The organism is Paenibacillus sp. 7523-1 (genome assembly GCF_002276415.1).
Lineage (GTDB): Bacteria > Bacillota > Bacilli > Paenibacillales > Paenibacillaceae > Paenibacillus > Paenibacillus illinoisensis_A.
On sequence record NZ_NPBR01000009.1, the window covers coordinates 1 to 23,104 of the forward strand.

The window sequence follows — 23,104 nt, forward strand, 5'->3', positions numbered from 1 at the left end:
TAACGTGTAGTCTGGAGACGTTCCTGGTGTTCCCGTTGGAGATGCAACAGTAGCAATATAGGTACTTCCGTTGAACGTGACCACCTGACCTGCTGGATATGTCGGTGCAACGGCTGGATCAAATGGTAAAATCCCGCTTAGCCCTACTCCTGTCGCTCCCGTTGGACCAGTTGAACCAATAGGTCCTGACCCCGCAAGCAATGTATAATCCGGAGATGTATTTGGCGTTCCTGTCGGAGATGCCACATTGGTAATATAAGTACTGCCATTGAACGTAACCACTTGACCCGATGGATATGTCGGAGCCGTAGCGGGATCAAATGGCACCGATCCTTCCAGGCCCAAGCCTGTTGCTCCAGTCGTGCCAGTTACTCCTGCACTCGCAAGTATAGTGTAATCCCCAGAAGTTCCTGGTGTCCCCGTTGGAGATGCCACATTCGTAATATATGTTCCACCTGCATAGGTTACAATTTGCCCGGAAGCATACGACGGAGCAAGCGCAGGATCAAAAGGAGCAATGCCTGTTAAACCTGCACCTGTAGCTCCCGTAGCACCAGTTGTTCCACCCGATAACAATAATGTAAAATCTGGCGAACTTCCCGGGATACCCGTTGGACTATTTACATTAGCTACATATAAATTCCCATCATAACTGAGTACTTGGCCTTGAGAATAACTGGGCCCTTCTGCTGGATCATATGGTGTTACATTATTAAACCCTACTCCAGTTGGTCCTGCTGGACCCTGAGCACCTTGTGGTCCAGCAGGACCAATCGGACCTACGGGACCTACTGGGCCTGCTGGGCCTGCTGGGCCTGCTGGACCCGCTAAGCCCGCCTCTCCAGGAGGCCCTGCCGGCCCCTGTACTCCAGGCACACCGGGCACTCCGGGTACTCCGGGTACCCCCGGTGGACCAGCAGGTCCGGTTATCCCGGACGAACCAATTCCTATGGTTGCACGGCTAAGTGCTATAGACGTATTCCTAATTAATCCTACAAGTTTATCCTTCTCTGGTGGGGGTACCTCAAGCAACAAAGTCACACTCAACAGATCATCAAGCAGATTCTGCAAGTTGCCAGACAAGTTGACTAACGCAACAGGTACGACCTCCGAAGCTGCAATGGTTAGTTCCAATACGGCTTGAAGCTCGGCTTTTACGCCAGCACGAAAACCTGACTCGTTAACAAAAGTAAGTACATTCCGTAATCCTGACTGCAGCGCAAGTATGTTAGCAGATGTAGGCTGACTAACTGCAGCTGGAATTGTGATTGCCAAAGATTGAAGTAACGTTTCAAATTGCTCCTGCTCACCTGTTGTTATAGGAATGAAGGGCGATCCCGCCCTGAACGATCTACCTTCCAAAAAAGCTTTGATATTTACCCGTTTACGCCTATCGGACATACGTTATCCAATCCTCCTTTGACTACCTTGTTTTTCAAGCTTATGTCACGTTGGAGGGAAAATTATCTTGGACAATATAATTGTTTCGTTAATTCAACAACTTTTATATGTTCCACGTTGAACAAGATTAAACGGTACACTTCAACAAAAAAACACCCTCCTGAGGAGGGTGTTTCCGCATTTTTCGTATGAAATCCGGCTATTTCGGGGAATTCACCGGAAATTGTAATATAAACTCTGTACCTTCGCCCAGCGTGCTGTTCACATGAATGATACCATGATGTGCATCAACGATATTTTTCACGATCGCCAGACCCAGTCCAGTACCTACACTTTCTCCACGAACCCGAGCCTTATCCGCTTTGTAGAATCTTTCAAAAATAAATGGCAGATCGGAAGTAGGAATACCCGCACCCTCATCCTTAATCGACACTTTAGCCATGGACGTTCGATGATCTCCAGCCAATGTGGCCGCAATAATGACATTTTTGTCGGGAGGTGTATGACGAAATGCATTATCAAGCAGATTGGTAAATACCTGCTCAAGACGATCCTCATCAGCCTGCTGAAGCATAATGATAGACTGACTACATTCAAAATGAAGCCGGATATCCTGTTCTTTGGAGCGTACGGAGAATTTCCGATACACCCGTTCCAGAAGTTCCACCAAATCGACTTCCTTCATCGCCATATCCGTATGCCCCGCTTCCATCCGGGCCAGATCCAGCAGATCCTTGACCAGTCTGCCCATCCGTAGGGATTCATCATGAATGACCTGAATCAATTCTTCACTTTCCTCGGGAGAAGCTGCCATGCCATCCAGAAGAGCTTCACTGTAACCTTGCATCATGGATAACGGCGTTCGTATTTCATGAGACACGTTGGCCACGAAATCACGACGCATTTTTTCCAACCGAACCTCTTCAGTCACATCACGCAAAACGGCAACCGCACCTCGAACAACACTATCTGCATATAGAGGTGTCATCTGAACAGACCACACTCCCTGCTGAACATGCACATTCGAGCTCTGATCGCCGCCATGCTCCATAACCAGTTTGAATAAAGGAATCAGTGGTTCAGGAACATCCCGGGAAGACACATCCCCATTGTTTACTTCCTGCCCCTCTTCGTCCTGTGCCCAATCCAGGTCACACCAAGCCTGCATGATCTTCTCCCCTGGAGGATTCGTCAGAATAACCTTACCTTCACCATCAAAAGTAACAACGGCATCCGTCATGCTACGAAGCACACTCGCCAAATGTTCCTTTTCATGGTTCAGGTTCCGAATGTTGTCCTCCAGTTGAGCCGCCATGTGATTGAATGTGTTAGCCAGTTCACCAATCTCGTCGCTAGTCACTAGGGAGAGCCTAGTCCCATAATTACCTTTGCGAATTGCATTAGCTGCCTGAATCAGCTGCTGCATCGGCTGAGTGATCTTCGTAAACAGAAAGAGGGCGAAGAATGTCGTCAAACTGAACCCGATGATACAGACATACGTGAACAGGCGCTTGATGTCTCTAGACTCCGATTCCGCAAAGTTCGTATCAATATACGGTAGCAAAAAAAGACCCAGCGCGATGAGCACACAGCCCACGAGACATATAATCGTAATCCATAACTTCCCGACCAGTGATCTCCAGAAATTGAAACTATTTCGGTACTTCCAGTTTATAACCCACACCCCAAACTGTCGTAATCATAGCCGCCGATTCAGGCGACACCTTGTTCAGCTTTTCACGAAGACGCTTGACGTGTGTATCCACGGTGCGGAGATCACCGAAAAACTCGTAATTCCAAACATCCTTGAGCAATTCCTCTCTGGAGAACACTTTGTCCGGAGAGGTCGCCAGGTAATGTAATAACTCATACTCTTTTGGTGTAAGACTTATCTCTTCCCCACCTGCAGTTACCCGATGAGCATCATGCTCAATAACCAGATGAGGGAATACGATATTGTTGCTTGAGTTACTCTCTTTGGATAGATAAGCAGTTGCCGAAGAACGACGCAGGATTGCCTTCACCCGATAAATCACTTCACGTGGGCTGAAAGGCTTCACCACATAGTCATCTGCGCCTACTTCAAATCCTTGAACACGGTTAATTTCTTCACCTTTTGCTGTAAGCATCAATACCGGAGTCGATTTCACCTGACGAAGACGAGTGCACACTTCTACACCGTCCATGCCAGGCAGCATAACATCGAGCAAAATCAGGCCATAATCTCCAGCTGTTGCTTTTCGCAATGCTGTCTCGCCGTCTTCAGCTTCATCAATTTCATATCCTTCTTTTTCAAGATACATTTTCAAAAGTCTGCGGATCCGTTCCTCATCGTCCACGACCAGTATCCGGTTCTCATGTTCTGCCATTCCACTCCAGCCCCTTTGCAATAACTCCAATCACTTCTATTATGTTCGATCTGGCGAACAATATTTGAATGCCCACTTTTAATGCAGGGGCAATGCATGGTTTCATGGATTTTTCTCCAATACTTCAGCGAAACTGCCTATCCTAGTCGGCTCCTGCATAAGAGTGCAGTCCGGCAATGATCAAGTTCACACCTACGAGCGTAAACATGACAACCAGGAATCCAAGCACGGCAAGCCAAGCAGATTTTCGGCCCTGCCACCCTTTGGATAAACGCAAATGCAGGTACACACTATAATAAAGCCATGTAATCAATGCCCACACTTCTTTGGGATCCCAGCCCCAGAAACGGCTCCAGGCAATCTGAGCCCAAATCATGGCAAAAATTAATGCCCCTAATGTAAATATCGGAAAACCGATGGCGATCGCACGATAACTGATTTCATCCAAATCATCAGCATCAATGCCGTCCAGCATAGGTTGTAGTGCTTGTCCAAGCGGTCTTCTTACGATTAATCGTATAATTCCGTAGAGAATCAAACCTACAATCAATGACCAGACTACCGTATTCAATTTGCGCCCGGCGTTAACTCCATTCATCCAGGATGGCGTCTCAAGTAGAGGTTCCTTCATCCCAAGAAACGGTGTCATACTCTCCACTTCACTCTGATAAGGTGCAAAAATTGGAGGCATGCGATAAATCACTTTCTCTATTGTACTATCTTCCTGTACCTCTGTGTCAATGCTGACCGTTTTCTGGACAAAAACCGCCTCGTACCCCGTCGCGCGAAAGGCAAATACGGTTCCTATAAACCCGATTACAACGACAATCGTAACGAAGGTAAACTCCACCCAGCCCCGCTGACGTCTGGACGATTTGTCTTTCCCACTGAAATCAACGGTACGGAGCAAATACATGAAGCCTGCTGCGAATCCAACCGCGAAGAAGGCTTCACCCAGGGCAGCAAGCGTTACATGGATTTTAAGCCAGATCGATTGCAATGCGGGGATTAAAGGCTGTACTTCCTGTGGGAATACGGCGGCGTATGCCATAATAATAATGGTAAGTGGTAATGCAAACAGTCCAAGCAATGATTTTCGATAGATGGCATATACCACAATAAATGCGACCATGATCATCATGGATAAAAAAGTCATGAATTCATACATGTTACTGACAGGGATGTGGCCTGCTCCAGCCCAGCGCGTAAAAAAGAAAACGAAATGGGCCGCGAGTGCAACGATCGAAGCGATAAATGCTCTTTTCCCCCATCTGGCTACATGAGCCTGAGGATCTCGATTACTCCACTTCTTGCCCATAACAGCAATACCGTATAACAAAAATGCAGCACAATAGAGAAAAAAAGATACAATAAATGCGTCGCTGCTGAAATCCAATAAACTCATCCTTGGTTCCCCCCGTTATCCAACGACTTCTCATCCACTTCAAGATTCATCTGTTTTAACACGGCTGATACTTCACGCCTGAAGCCAAACCAGTTTTTGTTGGTGTGTCCTCCCAGCGTGAGCTGACCATCATCAATTCGGATCCAGATACGACGGTGATGCCAGTAGAAGCCCATGACCAATCCCAACATCACAATTCCGGCTCCAACCCAGACAAATGGCATTGCCTTATCTACACGTATATTCAGATAACTTACCGATTGGATGATATCAACCTTATCCATGCTGTCTACTTCAAGCTGCAGAGGAATTTCTCCCCCTATCAGCTGCTGGTTTATTGAATCCTGCCTAAAACGCTGTTTATCCACTTGTTTTGCGAAATAAAGATATTGAATGCCTTCCTCAGGCAGCTCCGGTCCTTTGATTACAAATAAAAAGGCTGGTGCATTAGGTGAAGGCGATAAGGATTTGGGCTGACCGTTCTCATCAAGTCCAAAATCCATAAACTTGTCTTTTACGGTAAGTGAATATGGACCTACCTCGAAGGAGCGCTCTGTATCGACCATGTCAATCTGGATTGAACCGTACTTCTCCCCCGTTTTGGCATTGACCAAATCAGGAGTTACCGAGCGTATGGTAGGTGTAAGGTCGTAATCGAACTGATACGCTTTCAACCCATGATAGTTTAATGGATGATTCACCCTTACATCATGCCGGGCAACCTCATTTAATTGAGGCTTCTTGGATAGATCCGAGCAATCGGCGGTGCATTCATACAACACGACTTTAGTTTCGAACAGTTTTGGAACAATTTTATTCAAATTTCGAAACTGCTCGGGAACTTCCTCTTCACTGTAAAATTCAACATTGAACTGCTCATTTTTCAAGTACATAGAGGTATTTGGGATTTTTTTAATCTCGCCTTCCGGAAAGGCAACATGCTCGTCCAGATTCAGTCCGGGAAGTCCACGGGCCAACACAGCCAGAAGAAAAATAATTAAACCGATGTGGATAACATAGGGTCCCCACCGGGCGAATCGTTGCTTCTCGGCCAGCAGGGCACCTCCCTCTGTATGCACTCGATATCCTTTCTTTTTAAGCGGCGTAACCGCTTTCGTAATCCATTCTTCTGCCCCCTCTTCAATGGGACCTTGGTATACCAGACGCTGCCTCGTTAGAAACTGCATGTGTTTACGGATTTTTTGCTTGTTGAGTGCCTTATAGAGCGGAAGCACCCGGTCTAAACTGCATATGACGAGTGAAGCCCCGATCATAACAAGCAATAGGATGAACCACCAGGATTCGTATGTATGCGACAGACCCAACAGGTAATAGATATGGCCCAACTGTCCATAGGTTTCTTTGTAATACACAGATGGATCAATGTTGAGAAACGTACTCTCTTGAGGGTAGATGGTTCCCAACATGGACCCTACAAGGGTAAATACAATCAGATAGACCGCAATCTTCACGGATGAAAAAAAGTTCCACACACGATCAATGATATTCGGGTTGCTGCGCTGCGAACGACGGGCCCTGCCATCATAGCGCATTTCCAGAACTTCTTTCGATTTAGCCTCAGCTTCGAGCAGCGGCTTACCGCATGCTTCACAGAGTACGGTACCGACCGGGTTCTGATGTCCACATTCACATTTGGTATTCTGGAACACGACTAGACCTCCTGTCAGGGCTGCTTCGCCAGTTGTGAAATTTGAGCGTCAAGCGTATCCAAATCAAGTTGACCGATATGAATGGTAGAGATTTTGCCCGTATTCGATACGAAAAAGGTTGTAGGCATCGGCGAGATTCCGAAATCCCGAATCGAAGTTTTGTCCCGGTCAAGCATAATCGGAAAATTGACGCCCACCTGACGAACAAAATTATCCACGGTCATCTGATCTTCTCCAGCATTAATGCCGATAAATTGAACACCCTGATCTTTCCACTTGTCTGCTTGAGCTTGAAGCGCTGGCATCTCTTTCACACAGGGCTCACACCAAGTGCCCCAAAAATTGATCACCATGGCCTTACCTTCATATTCTTCAGACGTATGCACTTGACCATCCAGGCCCAGCAATTCAAAAGAAGGAGCCTTGTCCCCTTCTTTCGGCTTGCCATTCGAGCCGGATACCGATGTAGTGATCGCATATCCGCCCAACACCAGGATCAATAACAAAATGACGATTTGCACCGTTCTTCTTGATTTCCCCATGTGCTGCTCCCCTTTGCAGTGACTGATTCGTAATTGTTCATGGTCTCTCCCAACTGTGAACATCCTATGAACAATTATAGCGAATTTCGTCACAAAACTGCGGCGGTTTTATGAAAATTATGTGTCCTCAGATTACCTTTTTTTCATTTTTTTGGCGGGTTCTGATTTTGCAAGTGTAATCAGGTTATTGACTTCCTCTTTGGTCAAATTACGAGTCAGTCCCCGTTTCAGGTTTTGTAGCAAAATGCCACCAAAGGAGATCCGTTTCAAGCGCGTTACCGGGTGGTTAATCGCCTCAAACATACGTCTTACCTGGCGGTTACGACCTTCGTAGATGGTAATGGAAATGACAGCTTCATTGTTAGCTGTGTCCACATCCTTGTACTCCACCTCTGCCGGAGCAGTCATTCCGTCATCCAGCATAATGCCTGTCTTTAATTTCTCCAGGGCAGTACCATGCGGAACGCCTTTGACCGTTGCCAAGTACGTTTTGGGTACATGGTGTTTTGGGTGCGTCAGCAAGTGAGCGAACTCACCATCATTGGTCAAAATGAGCAGACCCTCTGTGTCGTAGTCCAGTCGTCCCACCGGATATACACGTTCTTTGACACCTTTAAGATAGTCGGATACAATTTTCCGTCCTTCGGGGTCAGATGCACTCGTGATCACACCTTTGGGCTTGTTCAACATCAAGTACACTTTCTTTTCACTGCGAATCGGTTTCCCATTAACCGTAATCATATCCTCTTCGGGGTTCGCTTTTGTACCCAGTTCGGTTACGACCTCCCCGTTAACTTCCACTTTGCCGGACAGGATCAGTTCCTCGCTCTTACGGCGAGATGCAATACCTGCCTGTGCGATAATTTTTTGTAATCTTTCCATGTTTGTCATGTCACCTCACACTAATGATACCCATCAAGGCGGGAAATCACAAGGATAATCCAAGGAAAATGTAAACAGGAGGCGATAATGCCCTTTTTCAGCCAAGATCTCGTGCATATTTAATTAAAAAAGCCCATCTTCCCATTTCCTGCACCGTGACAGGAACGACGAAGATGAGCATGTTTAGTTTTGTGAATATGTATATTCACTTGGACGTTAACGACAAGGGTTAACTGGTTACCTTGCCTGCCACAGCAATCTGTTTCTTGGCAGGTGATGTGGTTTCTTTGATGAAAGACTGCAATGTTTTCGATGTAATATAATAGGTTTTTCCGCCATATACAAACGTCATCATACCAATGACCCGATTATTCTGATCGAGAACAGGCCCCCCGGAATTGCCTTGTGCCATGGCTTTCACAATACTGCCAATTCCCTTTTTACCTGGCACATCCGAAGCTTGGCTGCTGTACACCCGGCTTTTGGCAATCGTATTATAGGTAGTAGGAAACTCTTCGTCCAGCAGCACCAGATCACCGGCAGGATTTTTCGGAAATCCAATCGTATATACAATCTGGTTATCCCTCGCGCTGGCGAACGCAACCGGCTCTGCATCCATGTCGTTTTCCAGCTTCAGCAAGGCCATATCTATTACGGGATCTGTCTTGATAATCTTTGCTTTAATGGGGCGTTCCAAGTGACCTGGACTCGCTACAGTTAACGTACCTTCGTCGCCATCCTTTAGTTCGGCAAACTCCTGAACGACATGGTAGTTGGTCAGAACTTCATCCTTGGAGATCAGTATGGAAGTTCCCACGTCATAGTACACCATATCCGGCTCATCTTGCTTGACCAGACGAACGTTCACCACAGGGAATGAATCTGCAGTAAAAGCCATTTGTGCACGCAGTTGTTTGTCAAAGTATCCTGTAAAATGAATCGTATTGACCGCCTGAGCAGCCGCCATGCCTGTCTGTCCAGCAAGCAAAGAAACGGCAATGATGCTTGACATACCTAAGCGGAGCATTTGTTTTATCCTTTTATGCATGTGTCACTCTCCTCCTCCGCTACCATTCTAGCATATCTAGTATATCGGAAGGAGAGTCGTTAAATTTTAACCAAAAACAATCAAACAAATAGCCAGAGCGGCGATAAAGCCGACCAGGTCAGAAAACAATCCGACTTTGAGTGCATATCGGCCATTTCGTATGCCAACGGCTCCAAAATATACTGTCAGTACATATAAGGTTGTATCTGTGCTCCCTTGGATTGTGGAAGCCATACGTCCGATCATGGAATCCGGGCCATATGTTTTGATTAGATCCGTTGTAAAAGCAAGAGAGCCTGTCCCGGTTAACGGACGTAATATGCCGAGTGGCAGTACTTCTCCGGGAACACCCATCCAGGATACAAGCGGAGCGAACAGACTGATAACATAATCCAGTGCGCCTGAAGCCCGGAACACACTGATGGCTACCATCATTCCCACCAGATGCGGGATAATGCTGATCGCCGTGGAAAATCCATCTTTTGCTCCATCAACAAAGGATTCATATACCGGAACTTTTTTAGTAAACGCATATAAGGGAACGAACGCGATAATAACCGGAATGGCCCAGACGGAAATCCAGTTGATGAAGGTTAACATGATGGATTCATCCTTTCATGCTGGAATTACCGCTCTTTATAACACGTGGCGGTCTGTTTAAGGTCCTGTTCCTATACCAGCGATCTGCCATAATTGCGGCGAGTGTGGCGATAATCGTTGCCATTAGCGTGGTGCCCACAATCTCTGTTGCATTGGCTGAATGGTAGTTCAAACGAATGGCAATAAGGGTGGTCGGGATAATGGTTATACTTGCCGTATTTAGTGCGAGCAATGTACACATCGCAGGGGAAGCTGTTTGTTTATCGGGGTTCAGCTCCTGCAGCTGCTGCATGGCCTTGATTCCCATTGGCGTTGCCGCATTGCCGAGACCAAGCAGATTAGCGCTCATATTGGACAAAATATAACCCATGGCCGGATGATTCCGGGGGACATCAGGAAACAAAAAGGCTACGACCGGACCCAGCAGTTTGGCTATTTTGCCAAGCAATCCCGCATCTTCTGCCATTTTCATCATCCCCATCCAGAACACAAGTACACTAATTAATCCAAAACATACGGTTACCCCTGTTGCCGCCCCATCAAAAGCAGCCTGGGTAACAACTTCAATATTTCCTTTCGCGGCTGCAAAGCCAAATCCGACAACAATCATCATAAGCCAGATTACGTTAATCAAGACGTTAAAACCTCCTCTGGAAGCGCAGTACATCGTGTTGTACCACATGAATGACGTACTATGCTTCCTGATGATTATGGAGATAACAAGTGACCTAGCACTGCCCGCCATGCAGTTGCCCATGTTGAAACTTCACCAATCTCGCCAAGAGCTGCTTCTTCTGACTTCGGCTCAGGTGGGATGTAGCTGCCTTTGCGATACACCGGGATTGAACCAATGAACTCCCCTTTGAGCTCCAGATCAATGCGCCCAGCGAGGCCGAAGGACGGATCCAGCTGCTCCTCATTCTTTTCGCTTCTGGTCTCTGATGAATTGGTCGTTAACACCAGTTTTTTGGTTACGGTCGACTTCTCACTCTCTGCAAGTGGATAAGTAAATCCACGCCCCGTAATAACATCCGTGTTAGCCACTGGCTGCTCTTTTTGAGCAATCTCCACTAAAGGGAAATTCTCAAATCCAAAATCAAGCATGCGCGCATGATCATTCCAATCATCTCCATCATTTAACGTGACGGCAGCCAGCTGCTGACCATTCCGGGTTGCGGAGCTAACCAGGCACCTAAACGCCTTTTTGGTATATCCGGTTTTCACCCCGTCAGCGCCTTCATACAATCGCAGCATTTTATTTTTGTTGTGCCAGGAGTACTCCCAACTCTCATTCGGATTAGGTGCTGATTTGTCCTCGGTAGCAACGATTCGTTTAAAAACAGGATTGTGCAGTGCATAAGCTGTTAAACGGGCCAAGTCATTGGCTGTGGAATAGTGTCCATCTGCATCAAGACCGTGTGGATTCATAAAATGCGAGTGCTTTAGGCCGATTTCCTCTGCCTTTTGGTTCATTAACAGGACGAAGCCTTCTTCCGATCCACCAACATGCTCTGCGATAGCAGAAGCGGCATCATTGCCTGACCTCAGCATTAAACCGTATAACATGTTTTCCAGTGTCATTTCTTCTCCCAATTTGAGATATAGGGATGACCCTTCCTTGGCAAAAGCAGTTGAGGATACTTTTACTTTGTCATCAAGTTTCCCTTGTTCAATGGCGACAATGGCTGTCATGATTTTGGTCAAACTGGCAATGCGCAGTTCCTTATCCCCGTCCTTGCTGTATAGGATTCTTCCGGAAGTCACATCAATGAGCGCTGCACTCTGCGCATGGGTTGATGGGCCAGGGATCGTTACTTGTGCTTCAGCCACCTGTATGAAAGGCAGAAGCAGCAGCGGTACAAGCAAACCAATCATTACTTTTTTAAACATTCGCATCAATTCATTCCTCCGGGTCACTGGAATCTTGTACTAACTTATGTTCGGACAACCTAAAGTATGTCCCATCTTTCCAAACAACAAAAATCCCTCTCACAAAAATCTGTGATAAGGGATCCAGATAAAACGGCTTAGCTGTAAGTGGTATGATCCGGTGTAACGCGTACGCCAGAGTCATCATTTTGCGAAGTATTACGCTGGAACATCCCTTGTATTCTGTCAAGAACATAAGGTGTAGAATCAATGAGTTTCTCAAACAGATGAGTGGAGTTGTCCAGTGGCACGATGTGCACGCCTTGTTTTCCAACAACTAGGAAGGCAATCGGGCGGATGGATACGCCACCACCACTACCTCCACCGAATGGTGAAGCAACGTTGGCTGAGTGAGCACTTTCAGTCTTTGCACCAGGAACGGAGCTGCCTTCTTTGCTCTTTCCATCATTCACATGGAAATCGCTGCCCCCAGCGGCGAATCCAAAACCGACTTTACTAATCGGCAGAATAACCGTGCCGTCTGGTGTTTCTACCGCATCGCCAACAATGGTATTAACATCCACCATGGCCTTGATATTCTCCATTGCGGTTTCCATTAAGCCTTGAATTGGATGATCTGACATTTGAATTCCCTCCAGTTTCAATTTGAACTAGGTTTGATCTAACCATATCATCCCCAAACCTGAACAGACTATGTAAGTCTCTGTGCAGAACAAGCAAGGAAACAGCACCCAACATTCTCGGAGACACTTCACGATTTCAGAACCAATTGAAACCGAGATACAGTAACGAACTACTCTTATCCCAATTAGCCTTGTTGTTCCTTCAATTTTTGCTTGTGTCTGCGCCGTTGTTCCCGTAGTATTTTCAGCCACATCCGCCATCCGCCGTCCACTTCTAGAACCCGGGTCATTAGCCTCACTCCTGCGAGCATAACCGCCGTAATACGAATTTTCATTTTGCAGTTCAGTTCCGTTTGAAACTCCATCTCATCTTCCCAAACAGGAACTACTTCAAGCATGGGCTGACGTTTAAATTGAATCTGATACGACAAAAAACCGATGATGATTGACTTGATGCTCCATACCCAGCCCGTAAGAATAGCGGTGTGTGCTGCATCTCCGATACCTATTCGGGTAGACCAGGACAGCTGCGTTATATGTAGACGGTTCAGCGTCTGCCTTGCCCAGATTTTGAGTGCATCCGTAGCCCTCATCATCATCTTAACGTCTTTTGCCCACTTTTTGACTTTACGTTTGTTGATACGCTCATGCCCTTCTGCTTCTCCGTACGTATGATTGACATGCTGTTCGGTTTTCACCAGGAAACCTTCTTTCATGTTACGAAAGACGATACTTGGTATTTCATAGTTAATTCGTACAATTCCGTAGAAAAGGCGGACGTTGATCCGCGCGAAATCATCGCTTTTATGTTTACGGAACGTAAAATGTACATGAACATTCGAGATGAGAACAGCGGCAAGCAGCAGTGCGGCGAACAAGCCGATTCCTCCAAGCCAAATCCACACAGGCCTTACCTCCAAGCCCTCAATTCTTTACAAGTCTAGTATGACACTCTATATAGGAAATAATTCACGGTTGACCTGAAAATTCCATTCAGGAGTTGAAATTCCCCACGTTTGCTAAAGGTTCATGGCATGCAAAAAAACCGCCACCTTATCAGGCACCGGTTTATTACTGTTTCCTATGAACAATTCGTTCTTACGAGTCCAGATCCTCGTCATGAACCTCATGATTGTTATCCATATTTTCATGATCAAAATCATTCTGATCCGTGCTTCCCAAGTCCACCTGTTGTCCATCCAGCTTGTTGAACAGCATCTGGGTCTCTTCTTCCAGATTCTCGGAGTCTTCAAACAAGCCCGGTTCCGGAAGATCTTTAAGTGAAGCAAGTCCAAAGTAGTCGAGAAACGATTTGGTTGTTCCGTACAGTATAGGTCGCCCAATCGCCTCAGCTCGTCCTACTTCTTGAATCAAATCCTTATTGACCAGTGTATGGATGGCCCGTTCGGATTTCACACCGCGAATCTCTTCGATCTCAACCCGTGTAATGGGCTGACGATAAGCTACAATGGCGAGTGTTTCAAGTGCAGCCTGAGATAACGAGGTCCGTGCAGGAGAATAAGCCAGCTTTTCAAAATACGCAGCATGCTCCGGCAGCGTTCCCAACTGGACCACTCCCGCAATTTTGAGAATTTGAACGCCTCGCCCCTGGTTCATGAAGTCAGCGATCATCTCCTCTACGGCATCTGACACCAGTTCTACCCGCTGATCCACGATCTCAGCAATTTGTTTGATGCTTAGACCTTCCTCTCCGGACAAAAAGAGCAGCCCCTCAATAATCGACTTCAATTTCGGAAAATCCATGATTCCTTGCTTCCCCTCTCCACTCCATAACGATATCCTCAAACATCCGTTCCTGATAACAGACAATCTGTTTCATCTTCATCAGTTCCAGTACAGCCAAAAATGTGACTACAATTTCATGCCGGTAAATCTGGTCATCCAGCAGTTTGGAAAATAACAGCCTTCCTCCGGGTCCCATACTCTCCAGTGCTCCAACGACATCACGTATACGATCCTTCACCGAGATCTCATCGCGCTGAATTCGTGTAACCGTTGTACGCTTCTCTGCCTTGCGCAGTGCCTTCTGAAAAGCAGCAATCAGATCCGAAGTATGCAAACCCTCTACCGGATTTGATTGGGTCTCCACAGGCATATATGGCCTCAGGTCCTCAGGCTCTTTGGAGAAAATAAGGCTCCGTTCCCATTCCCGCTCATGCAGATGACGGGCTATTCCTTTGTATTTGCGATATTCTATCAGACGTGCAATCAGCTCCGCACGTGGATCATAATCTTCTTCTTCCATATAATCATAATCCTCAAAGTCTTCAATCACCGGTGGTTTGGGCAGTAAAAGTTTGCTCTTGATGGACAGAAGCGTTGCTGCCATTACCAAAAACTCGCTCGTAATATCCAGCTCCAATTCCTGCATCGAATGCAGATACGCCATATATTGATCGGTAATATCGCTGATGGGAATATCCTGGATATGAATTTCTGCCTTATCGATCAGATGAAGCAGCAGATCCAAAGGCCCTTCAAAAGTTTCCAGTTTATATGTAACTACCGTCACTAGACGAATCCTCCCGCCAGAAAAATACAAAACCCCGCTAAGCCGCCGAATCCGATCTCCCGAATTCGTCTGCGCAGAGCAGGGCACTACATTAAATAAGCACTATTTTAGCTGTTTCGTCAAGTTCGCCATTTCAATTGCAGCCGTGGCAGCATCCCAACCTTTGTTACCAGCCTTCGTACCAGCACGTTCAATCGCCTGTTCAATATTCTCCGTTGTAACCAGACCAAAGATCGTAGGCACGCCCGTTTTGAGGTTAATGGCCGCCACTCCTTTTGCCATTTCGTTGCACACATAATCATAATGTGTCGTTGAGCCACGAATAACCGTTCCCAATGTAATGACAGCGTCATATTTGCCGCTCTCCGCCATTTTCTGTGCAATCAGCGGGATTTCGAATGCTCCTGGAACCCAGGCTACGTCGACTTCACTGTCCTGCACCCCGTGACGTTTGAACGCATCGAGTGCTCCGCTGAGCAATTTGCTTGTGATAAATTCATTAAAACGTCCTACAACCACTCCATATTTTAAACCTTCCGATACCAAATGTCCTTCAAAAAAGTTCGGCATTTAAGTCATCTCCTCTAATGAATAATGTAATGTAATTAACCGTTTGTGAGCATTTATTTTTCCATAAATTACATGAGCAAAAAGATTAGTTTTTCTCTTCGTTCTGTTCGATATCATCGAACTTCAACATATGCCCAAGCTTCGCCTGCTTGGTATGCAGGTAAAGCGTATTATCCTCGTTCTCTTCCATCTGGATCGGAACACGCTCCACCACTTCAAGACCATAACCTTCAAGGCCTTTGATTTTGCGGGGATTATTCGTTAACAGGCGAATTTGGCGAACGCCGAGATCCTTCAGAATCTGTGCACCAATACCATAATCACGCAGATCAGCGGCAAACCCGAGTTTCAGGTTGGCATCTACGGTGTCCAGACCTTCCTCCTGCAGCTTATAGGCTTTGAGTTTGTTAATCAGTCCAATGCCTCGGCCTTCCTGTCTCATATAGAGCAAAACGCCATTGCCTTCATCATTAATCTGTTTGAGGGCTGCATCGAATTGCGGTCCACAGTCACAGCGATGGGAGTGGAATACGTCGCCTGTAAGACATTCGGAGTGAACACGAACCAATACAGGCTTCGAAGAATCGATTTCACCTTTGACCAATGCTACATGCTCTTTATTGTCCACTGCATTCGTATAGGCCACTGCTTGAAACTCGCCAAAATCCGTCGGCATGCGGACAGCCACTTCACGTTGAACCAGCTGTTCCTTCTCATTACGGTAACGAATCATGTCCTGAATACTAATCAGTTTCAGGTCATGCTTGCGGGCAATTTCCTGCAGATCTGGCAGTCTCGCCATTGTGCCATCTTCCTTGATGACCTCACAGATCACACCAGCCGGATAGGAACCGCACATGATCGCCAGATCAACAGCAGCTTCCGTGTGCCCGGCACGGCGGAGCACTCCTCCGTCTTTGGCAATGAGCGGGAACATATGCCCCGGCTTGCGGAAATCACTGCTTTTGGCTTCTGGATCAATTAGACCCTTCACCGTAATGGATCGTTCATGTGCAGATATGCCTGTTGTTGTATCTTTGTGATCCACGGAAACTGTAAATGCCGTTCCATGGAAATCTGTATTTTGCTGAACCATCGGTTTCAGATTGAGCTCATCTGCACGCTGCTGCGTAATGGGAACACAGACCAGGCCTCTGCCCTCGGTAATCATGAAGTTGATTACTTCAGGTGTAGCCTTCTCTGCCAGCGCGATAAAGTCCCCTTCATTCTCCCGATCCTCATCATCCACAACAATGACGGGTTTGCCGCGCATCAAATCGTATATCGCTTCCTCTATGGGATCTAGTATGGATTGATCTGACATAAGTTCCCCTCCAGTCTCTCTTTGTAATGGTTATGTTCCTTATGCAAAGCCATGGTTGGCCAAAAACTCTTCACTGATACTTTTCGGTTTGCCAGCACCCGTCTCGGGATGTCCTTTGCCGTAATGGAGCAAGTGGTCCACATATTTCCCCAAAATATCACATTCAATGTTGATGGTATCCCCCGGCTTTTTCACCTGAAGCACCGTTTCTCCAATAGTATGGGGAATAATCGATACGGTAAACGATGCTTCTGTTGTCTTCACCACGGTGAGACTAATGCCATCGAGGGTTACCGACCCCTTTGGAATTAAATATTTGAACAGTTCGTGGTCGTCAGGTTTAATCTCAAAAACAACCGCATTCTGATCACGTGTGATCCCGCCAATGACTCCCGTACCATCCACGTGTCCTTGTACGATGTGTCCACCAAAACGCCCACCCGACTGCATCGCCCGTTCCAGGTTCACTTTACTGCCTGATTGCAGCTGACTCAGATTGGTATGACGGTAGGTTTCAGGCATGACATCTGCGGTAAATCCTCCGCTTTCCAGCGTCGTTGCTGTAAGACATACTCCGTTTACAGATACACTGTCACCAATCTTCAGATCGTCCATGATGGCGGAAGCTCCGATATTCAGGACCAATGCTTCGCCTTTTCGACCAATACGCCGAATCTGACCGACCTCTTCCACCAAACCGGTAAACATGCTGCCGCCTCCTTATGCTTATATCTTGCCTTGCTCCTTCGCTCCGTTATTCAGGCCAGACAGGGATTCCGCCTATACTGATATTATCTCCAACTTGCTCAATTTCCAGCTGATTCAATTGAATGGCCTGACTCATGCGCTCCACCCCTTCAAATCGGAAGCTTCCGGGTGTGTCGTATCCGCCCACAATCTTTGGAGCGATAAACATCAACAGCCGATCGACCAATTTGGCTTCCAGCATGGAACCATTCAACGTGCCTCCGCCTTCAAGCAGGATGGAGCCGATTTCCCGTTCTCCCAGCTTGCTAAGCGCACTCAGCAAATCCACACGTGGTCCAGGACCACAGCGAATAATTTCTACACCGTAGGCTTCCAGACGTTCGGCCGCCTCAGGGCTCGCCTCATCGGTCGTAAGTACCCATGTCGGTGCTAGTCCATCCTTGACCATCTTGGCTCCAACCGGGAGACGCAGCTTCGAATCGACAACAATTCGCACAGGACTGATCCCTTCCACTTGGAGGCGGGTGGTCAGCTCCGGATTGTCTGCGATAACCGTATCTACACCAACCATGATGCCCTGATGACGATGGCGGAGTGCATGTACGATTTCCCGTGCAGGTTCGTTGGAGATCCATTTGCTGTCTCCACTGCGGGTTGCAATTTTACCATCCAGCGTGGATGCCGTTTTTAAGGTGACAAACGGCAAACCGGTGGTAATGTACTTGATGAATTTTTCATTCAGACGTCTTCCGCGATCACGCAGAATGCCAACCTCAACCTCAATACCTTGTTGACGCAGCATGCTGATTCCTCTGCCGGATACCTGCGGATTTGGATCCTCACAACACACCACGACCCGCTTCACTTTCTCGTGAATCAAACGTTCGCTGCATGGCGGCGTCTTGCCATAGTGGCTGCAAGGCTCCAGCGTCACATATACCGTACTGCCCTCAGCATCGCTGCCAGCCATATTCAATGCGTGTACCTCCGCATGGCCCGTACCCCGCTTGAGATGACTTCCCAGACCTACAACCCGGCCTTCTTTTACAACAACACATCCGACGACAGGGTTAATCCCCGTTTGCCCCTGTGCACGTTCTGCCATATCCAACGCAAGCCCCATATAAAATTCATCATTGATCATTTCCAAGTCCGGTCACCCCACGGTTAGAATCTTAAATTATAGGCCTCCCATCGAGCAGAGAGGCGGTTATACCATATCCAAATAAAAAATCCCCACTCGAACAATCGTTCGGGTAGGGATGATGAGAGACATGTGTCACCAGCAGGATGTCGTTGATACGATTGCCAACAGCACTCCGCCATAATTCCATTTCAGGCAAGTGAAAGCAAACACATACCTAAAGAACACAATTACAGGTAAAGAGCTTCTATGATGTGGCATATGTATGGAAACCGCCGGATAACCGACATTCCCTGCACAGAAATAAAACCTCGTCTTACACTGTGCAGCAACGCATCTGCGGAATGCAGTCCAATTAGGGGCTGCACCCCTCTCCTTCTCCCATCCAGACTATACTGTCGGTTCTGGAATTGCACCAGATCAGCCATCTGCCACAGGCAGACAGGTCACGGACTTTGCAACAGTGCTGGATAGATATCCTCACACAGGTGCATCACCGCCGGTAGGGAATTGCACCCTGCCCTGAAGGATCGCTTTCGTTATTAATTGGATGTTAGCACTTTAACGCTGAAAAATCAATTGTTTTTTGTTCCTTTTTGTCACATACTAACTTTTAATAAGCAAAAGGACATAAAAAAACCGCTTCGTCTTATCAACGAAACGGCCATTTTATCGATTAGGATACGATTAAACTTCTACGACTTCAACAGTTTCCATTTTGTCGCGACCTTCGAAAGCATCAACGAACTCCATACCTTTGGTTACTTTACCAAATACAGTATGTTGTCCATCCAGATGCGGCTGTGGCTGGTAGCAGATGTAGAACTGGCTTCCACCTGTGTTACGGCCTGCGTGTGCCATAGCAAGTGTTCCGCGCTCATGTTTGTTCGGGTTGATCTCACAGTTGATTGTGTATCCTGGGCCACCAGCACCCGTTCCGTTAGGGCATCCGCCTTGTGCGACGAAGCCTGGAATTACGCGGTGGAATACAAGACCGTTGTAGAAGCCGGAGTTAGCCAGTTTCTCAAAGTTTGCCACTGTGTTTGGAGCTTCTTGATCGAACAGGTCGATTAGAACTTCTCCGCCGTTTGCCATTTTGATTTTCGCTTGTTTCGCCATATGTAAATGACTCCTTTCGTATTGACCATCGTTAGTGGTGCCATCCTGCATGACCCTGGGCCAAGCTCTATAGCACTTTTCTTAGTGTACACCGAAACGAGTCCAACCGCAAAATAAACCGCAATTTTTTTCAAAAATGTTGGGCTTGGAGGCAAAAAAAAGACAAAAAGGAATGTTCCTTTTTGTCTTTTTACTATTTAGTATTTCTTAACATTAACGAGTTACAGGCTGTTTAGCGATACGCTCAGGCACGAGGTCATTCTGAATGATGTCCTGGTACGTTTCGCGACGTACAACCACATCACCTTGGCCGTCTTTGACAAACACGACTGCCGGACGGCGAATCCGGTTATAGTTGCTTGCCATGGAGTAGTTGTACGCACCTGTGCAGGCAACGGCAAGCAGATCACCGCTCTGAACTTTAGGCAGGTCCAGATCCCAGATCAACATGTCGCCGCTCTCGCAGCATTTGCCGGCAATCGATACGGTCTCTTGAGCAGACTCATTTGCACGGTTGGCAAGTACAGCTTCATATTTGGATTCATACAGTGCCGGACGCGGGTTGTCCGTCATGCCGCCATCCACTGCGACATATTTGCGCACACCAGGGATGTCTTTGCTCGTACCAACGGTATACAGCGTTGTACCTGCTTCACCAACGATACTACGTCCTGGTTCAACCCAGATTTCCGGAACGTCATATCCAATTTGGGCAAAGTGATTTTTGACCGCATCTGTGATGGCTTTTACGTATTGTGCGACTTCAAGCGGAGTATCCCCTTCTGTATAGCGGATACCGAATCCACCGCCCAGGTTAACCACTTTGAACGCTACGTTAATACGCTCATATACGCTTGCAGCAAATTCAGCTACACGCTGAATCGCCATTTGGAAGCCTTCCACCTCAAAGATTTGAGAACCGATGTGGGAGTGAACACCCAGCAATACAAGGTTGGACTGTTTGGAAGCCAGCTCAATCGCTTCAAATGCTGTTCCGTTACCGATATCGAATCCGAATTTCGAATCTGTTTGACCAGTAGAGATATATTCATGCGTATGCGCTTCAACACCAGGCGTCACACGAAGCAGGATGTTCACTTGACGATTTTTCTCTGCGGCCACAGCCTGCAGCAAGTGCAATTCATTGAAATTATCCACAACGAAGCAGCCGATCTCGGCATCAAGTGCCATTTCGATCTCTTCCAATGTTTTGTTATTGCCGTGGAAATGAATGCGTTCAGCAGGGAATCCTGCTTGCAGTGCTGTAAATAGTTCACCGTCCGAAACCACATCCAATGAGAGCCCTTCTTCCGCAGCGAGAGCACACATTGCCATTACGCAAAACGCTTTGCTTGCATATGCGACTTGGAAACCAAGTCCAGAAGCACGGAATGCATCCATGTATTCTCTGCAGCGATCGCGAACCAATTGCTCGTCCACAACATACAGTGGTGTTCCAAATTGTTCTTTCAAGACCGTTGCATCTACTCCGCCAATTTCCAGATGTCCTTGAGCATTTATTTTACTTGTACCATGTAAATACATAATCAGCATTCCTCACTTTTTTATATACTGGAACAGCTTCTTCTATTCCAATGATTTTACACCAGTATATCAAATTCGTCAGCGAGAAGAATGGATTTTTAGGCAGATCATTTGTGTTTTTTACTTTTTCGCTTTTCACCGTCCGGATCGTCGGACATTTTTGTGTTATCTCTTGTTTTGTTGAATGATGGACGTTTCTTACTTTCAAGCAGAGGCATACGGAACAGGAAGTTCCCCAAGGCCTTTGCATTAAACGGTATAAACGGCCATAAGTAAGAGGAATTATAGGACCGATGTATGGTCAGCGCTATCACAAGCAGTGTTGTACCTACCACAAACCCCGGCACCTTAAAAATGGCAACAGCGATCAGCAGGAACAGCCTCACCAGCCGATTCGCAAGCCCAAGCTCATAGCTTGGTGTGGCAAACATACCGATGGCAGCAATGGCCATGTACAGAACCACTTCATTGACAAAATATCCTGTTTTTACAGCGATATCCCCGACCAATATTGCTGCAATCAAGCCCATTGCCGATGCAAGAGGTGTAGGGGTATGAACTGCCGCCATACGTAACAAATCGACCCCAAGTTCAATCAGAAGGAACTGCAAAATAATGGGGAGCTTCACATTCTCTTGGGGACCTATAAAATCCAGCCCCATCGGTTTAAGCGCAGGATCAATCACCATCAGCATCCACAGCGGCAGCAAAAACAACGAGATTAAAATGCCGGCAAAGCGGACCCAACGCAAGTAAGTCCCCATAAACGCAGTCTGCCTGTTCTCTTCTGCATGCTCACACAGATCGAAGAAGGTTGTAGGCAAAATCATTACACTTGGCGATGTATCAACAAATATGACGACTCTTCCTTCAAGCAGGTGAGATGCGGTAACATCTGGCCGTTCCGAGTACCGGACCAGAGGGAATGGGTTCCACCCCTTATTGATTATCGCTTCCTCCAACTGTTTATCCGCTGCGGGTATGCCGTCGATATCTACCCGTTTTATTTTTTCTCGGACCGAATCCACCTGCACTTTATCGACGATATCATCGATGTACACCACGCAAACATCGGTTTGTGTTCTCCGGCCCACCTGCATAATCTCGAACTTCAATCCAGGATCGCGAATCCTGCGTCTCACCAAGGTCACATTAGTCAGAAGTGTTTCAGTAAAGCCATCCCTTGACCCCCGGACAACGCGTTCGAGAGAAGGTTCTTCAGGTGAGCGTACCGGATAACTCCGTGTATCCATCACTAATACGGAGCGATCCCCTTCAACAAACAAAGCACTCATGCCCGTGAGAACCTTGTTGATGACAGCACTCATTTTATCGACTTTCTCTACCTGAATATGTGGAATGTAGCAATCGAAATACGACTTAAGCGCATGGCCTGATATTTGATCAGGGGTAAGATAGGTCAGCCTTTTCAACACTTCCAGCAAAATTTCGTCTTTAGCAAATCCCGTCAGCATCAATAATCCAACATTTTTGCCTCCCAGGACCATCTCTCTCATATTGACATCAAAGGACTCCCCGAGACCCAAAACCTGCTTCAATGTATACTTGTTCTCACTCATGCGAGCGGAGATATCATCCCTGTCCTGCCAGTACTGTACCGATTCTTCAACACTATCGGACATCTCATCCTGCTTCTTTTTTTCGTACGCCCGGCGCTCCTCTTCCTTTTGAATCTCATAAGGCGTCTTATGCATCAGCTCTTCTGGTACT

22 protein-coding genes and 1 riboswitch are annotated in these 23,104 nt (G+C 47.0%); all 22 genes read right to left on the reverse strand.

The genetic code is table 11. The annotated features are described in order from the left end of the window. Window positions 1–1,401: collagen-like repeat preface domain-containing protein (locus CHH60_RS10915; protein WP_141236948.1), on the reverse strand; the 1,401-nt coding region annotated here is incomplete at its 3' end. Window positions 1,402–1,600: 199 nt separating this feature from the next. Further along, window positions 1,601–2,998: an ATP-binding protein gene (locus CHH60_RS10920; protein WP_176476030.1), complete on the reverse strand. Its 1,398-nt coding sequence runs from the start codon at window positions 2,996–2,998 to the stop codon at window positions 1,601–1,603. 55 nt (window positions 2,999–3,053) lie between these two features. Then, window positions 3,054–3,770: a response regulator transcription factor gene (locus CHH60_RS10925; protein ID WP_017687664.1), complete on the reverse strand. Its 717-nt coding sequence runs from the start codon at window positions 3,768–3,770 to the stop codon at window positions 3,054–3,056. 142 nt (window positions 3,771–3,912) lie between these two features. Beyond that, window positions 3,913–5,175 carry a cytochrome c biogenesis protein CcsA gene (gene ccsA, locus CHH60_RS10930; protein ID WP_095359239.1) on the reverse strand — a complete coding sequence of 421 codons (1,263 nt, stop codon included), beginning with the start codon at window positions 5,173–5,175 and terminating at the stop codon, window positions 3,913–3,915. Beyond that, the gene (gene resB / locus CHH60_RS10935) at window positions 5,172–6,845 is read right to left on the reverse strand and encodes a cytochrome c biogenesis protein ResB (RefSeq protein ID WP_095359240.1); all 1,674 of its coding nucleotides are present in this window, start codon (window positions 6,843–6,845) and stop codon (window positions 5,172–5,174) included. The genes ccsA and resB overlap by 4 nt, the downstream gene beginning before the upstream one ends. 14 nt (window positions 6,846–6,859) lie before the next feature. Beyond that, a complete protein-coding gene (locus tag CHH60_RS10940; RefSeq protein WP_095290532.1) occupies window positions 6,860–7,387 on the reverse strand; it encodes a redoxin domain-containing protein in 528 nt (175 codons plus the stop codon). A 132-nt stretch (window positions 7,388–7,519) separates the two neighbouring features. Further along, window positions 7,520–8,269 carry a pseudouridine synthase gene (locus CHH60_RS10945; protein ID WP_095290531.1) on the reverse strand — a complete coding sequence of 250 codons (750 nt, stop codon included), beginning with the start codon at window positions 8,267–8,269 and terminating at the stop codon, window positions 7,520–7,522. A gap of 229 nt (window positions 8,270–8,498) precedes the next feature. Continuing rightward, window positions 8,499–9,317 carry a S1 family peptidase gene (locus CHH60_RS10950; RefSeq protein WP_095359241.1) on the reverse strand — a complete coding sequence of 273 codons (819 nt, stop codon included), beginning with the start codon at window positions 9,315–9,317 and terminating at the stop codon, window positions 8,499–8,501. Window positions 9,318–9,383: 66 nt separating this feature from the next. Beyond that, window positions 9,384–9,917 (reverse strand): spore maturation protein, encoded by a 534-nt coding sequence (locus CHH60_RS10955; protein WP_095290528.1) that lies wholly within the window; start codon window positions 9,915–9,917, stop codon window positions 9,384–9,386. 7 nt (window positions 9,918–9,924) lie between these two features. Continuing rightward, window positions 9,925–10,530 (reverse strand): nucleoside recognition domain-containing protein, encoded by a 606-nt coding sequence (locus CHH60_RS10960; RefSeq protein WP_371859959.1) that lies wholly within the window; start codon window positions 10,528–10,530, stop codon window positions 9,925–9,927. Window positions 10,531–10,625: 95 nt separating this feature from the next. Further along, window positions 10,626–11,813, reverse strand: coding sequence for a D-alanyl-D-alanine carboxypeptidase family protein (locus CHH60_RS10965; protein WP_095359242.1), 1,188 nt, complete (start codon window positions 11,811–11,813; stop codon window positions 10,626–10,628). 131 nt (window positions 11,814–11,944) lie between these two features. Beyond that, window positions 11,945–12,430: a GerW family sporulation protein gene (gene ytfJ, locus CHH60_RS10970; RefSeq protein ID WP_095359243.1), complete on the reverse strand. Its 486-nt coding sequence runs from the start codon at window positions 12,428–12,430 to the stop codon at window positions 11,945–11,947. 185 nt (window positions 12,431–12,615) lie between these two features. Beyond that, a complete protein-coding gene (locus tag CHH60_RS10975) occupies window positions 12,616–13,335 on the reverse strand; it encodes a DUF2953 domain-containing protein (RefSeq protein ID WP_095359244.1) in 720 nt (239 codons plus the stop codon). 193 nt (window positions 13,336–13,528) lie between these two features. Continuing rightward, a complete protein-coding gene (scpB, locus tag CHH60_RS10980) occupies window positions 13,529–14,194 on the reverse strand; it encodes an SMC-Scp complex subunit ScpB (protein WP_255247893.1) in 666 nt (221 codons plus the stop codon). Further along, on the reverse strand, window positions 14,163–14,963 hold the full coding sequence (locus CHH60_RS10985) for a segregation and condensation protein A (protein WP_095290518.1): 801 nt from the start codon (window positions 14,961–14,963) through the stop codon (window positions 14,163–14,165). The genes scpB and CHH60_RS10985 overlap by 32 nt, the downstream gene beginning before the upstream one ends. A 102-nt stretch (window positions 14,964–15,065) precedes the next feature. Further along, window positions 15,066–15,533, reverse strand: coding sequence for a 6,7-dimethyl-8-ribityllumazine synthase (gene ribH / locus CHH60_RS10990; protein ID WP_095290516.1), 468 nt, complete (start codon window positions 15,531–15,533; stop codon window positions 15,066–15,068). A gap of 85 nt (window positions 15,534–15,618) precedes the next feature. Continuing rightward, window positions 15,619–16,857, reverse strand: coding sequence for a bifunctional 3,4-dihydroxy-2-butanone-4-phosphate synthase/GTP cyclohydrolase II (locus tag CHH60_RS10995; protein WP_095359245.1), 1,239 nt, complete (start codon window positions 16,855–16,857; stop codon window positions 15,619–15,621). 39 nt (window positions 16,858–16,896) lie between these two features. After that, entirely contained in the window at window positions 16,897–17,565 is a 669-nt protein-coding gene (gene ribE, locus CHH60_RS11000; RefSeq protein WP_095290513.1) for a riboflavin synthase, read from the reverse strand. A gap of 46 nt (window positions 17,566–17,611) precedes the next feature. Then, entirely contained in the window at window positions 17,612–18,715 is a 1,104-nt protein-coding gene (gene ribD, locus CHH60_RS11005) for a bifunctional diaminohydroxyphosphoribosylaminopyrimidine deaminase/5-amino-6-(5-phosphoribosylamino)uracil reductase RibD (RefSeq protein WP_176476031.1), read from the reverse strand. A 363-nt stretch (window positions 18,716–19,078) separates the two neighbouring features. Next, a riboswitch (FMN riboswitch) is annotated at window positions 19,079–19,243 on the reverse strand. 153 nt (window positions 19,244–19,396) lie between these two features. Further along, window positions 19,397–19,828 (reverse strand): peptidylprolyl isomerase, encoded by a 432-nt coding sequence (locus tag CHH60_RS11010; RefSeq protein WP_095290511.1) that lies wholly within the window; start codon window positions 19,826–19,828, stop codon window positions 19,397–19,399. A gap of 213 nt (window positions 19,829–20,041) precedes the next feature. Further along, the gene (lysA, locus tag CHH60_RS11015) at window positions 20,042–21,373 is read right to left on the reverse strand and encodes a diaminopimelate decarboxylase (RefSeq protein ID WP_095359246.1); all 1,332 of its coding nucleotides are present in this window, start codon (window positions 21,371–21,373) and stop codon (window positions 20,042–20,044) included. A gap of 107 nt (window positions 21,374–21,480) precedes the next feature. After that, window positions 21,481–23,088, reverse strand: a complete 1,608-nt coding sequence (locus CHH60_RS11020; RefSeq protein WP_095359389.1) for a spore germination protein — start codon at window positions 23,086–23,088, stop codon at window positions 21,481–21,483. Between the last annotated feature and the right edge of the window lie 16 nt (window positions 23,089–23,104).

Excerpts from the sequence above, each read along its gene's own strand:
- CHH60_RS10925 (WP_017687664.1), bottom strand. The coding sequence starts at position 3,770 with ATGGCAGAACATGAGAACCGGATACTGGTCGTGGACGATGAGGAACGG.
- ccsA (WP_095359239.1), bottom strand. The coding sequence starts at position 5,175 with ATGAGTTTATTGGATTTCAGCAGCGACGCATTTATTGTATCTTTTTTT.
- CHH60_RS10940 (WP_095290532.1), bottom strand. The coding sequence starts at position 7,387 with ATGGGGAAATCAAGAAGAACGGTGCAAATCGTCATTTTGTTATTGATC.
- CHH60_RS10945 (WP_095290531.1), bottom strand. The coding sequence starts at position 8,269 with ATGGAAAGATTACAAAAAATTATCGCACAGGCAGGTATTGCATCTCGC.
- CHH60_RS10950 (WP_095359241.1), bottom strand. The coding sequence starts at position 9,317 with ATGCATAAAAGGATAAAACAAATGCTCCGCTTAGGTATGTCAAGCATC.
- CHH60_RS10955 (WP_095290528.1), bottom strand. The coding sequence starts at position 9,917 with ATGTTAACCTTCATCAACTGGATTTCCGTCTGGGCCATTCCGGTTATT.
- CHH60_RS10960 (WP_371859959.1), bottom strand. The coding sequence starts at position 10,530 with ATGATGATTGTTGTCGGATTTGGCTTTGCAGCCGCGAAAGGAAATATT.
- CHH60_RS10965 (WP_095359242.1), bottom strand. The coding sequence starts at position 11,813 with ATGCGAATGTTTAAAAAAGTAATGATTGGTTTGCTTGTACCGCTGCTG.
- ytfJ (WP_095359243.1), bottom strand. The coding sequence starts at position 12,430 with ATGTCAGATCATCCAATTCAAGGCTTAATGGAAACCGCAATGGAGAAT.
- scpB (WP_255247893.1), bottom strand. The coding sequence starts at position 14,194 with ATGGATTTTCCGAAATTGAAGTCGATTATTGAGGGGCTGCTCTTTTTG.
- ribH (WP_095290516.1), bottom strand. The coding sequence starts at position 15,533 with ATGCCGAACTTTTTTGAAGGACATTTGGTATCGGAAGGTTTAAAATAT.
- CHH60_RS10995 (WP_095359245.1), bottom strand. The coding sequence starts at position 16,857 with ATGTCAGATCAATCCATACTAGATCCCATAGAGGAAGCGATATACGAT.
- ribE (WP_095290513.1), bottom strand. The coding sequence starts at position 17,565 with ATGTTTACCGGTTTGGTGGAAGAGGTCGGTCAGATTCGGCGTATTGGT.
- CHH60_RS11010 (WP_095290511.1), bottom strand. The coding sequence starts at position 19,828 with ATGGCGAAACAAGCGAAAATCAAAATGGCAAACGGCGGAGAAGTTCTA.
- lysA (WP_095359246.1), bottom strand. The coding sequence starts at position 21,373 with ATGTATTTACATGGTACAAGTAAAATAAATGCTCAAGGACATCTGGAA.
- CHH60_RS11020 (WP_095359389.1), bottom strand. The coding sequence starts at position 23,088 with ATGCATAAGACGCCTTATGAGATTCAAAAGGAAGAGGAGCGCCGGGCG.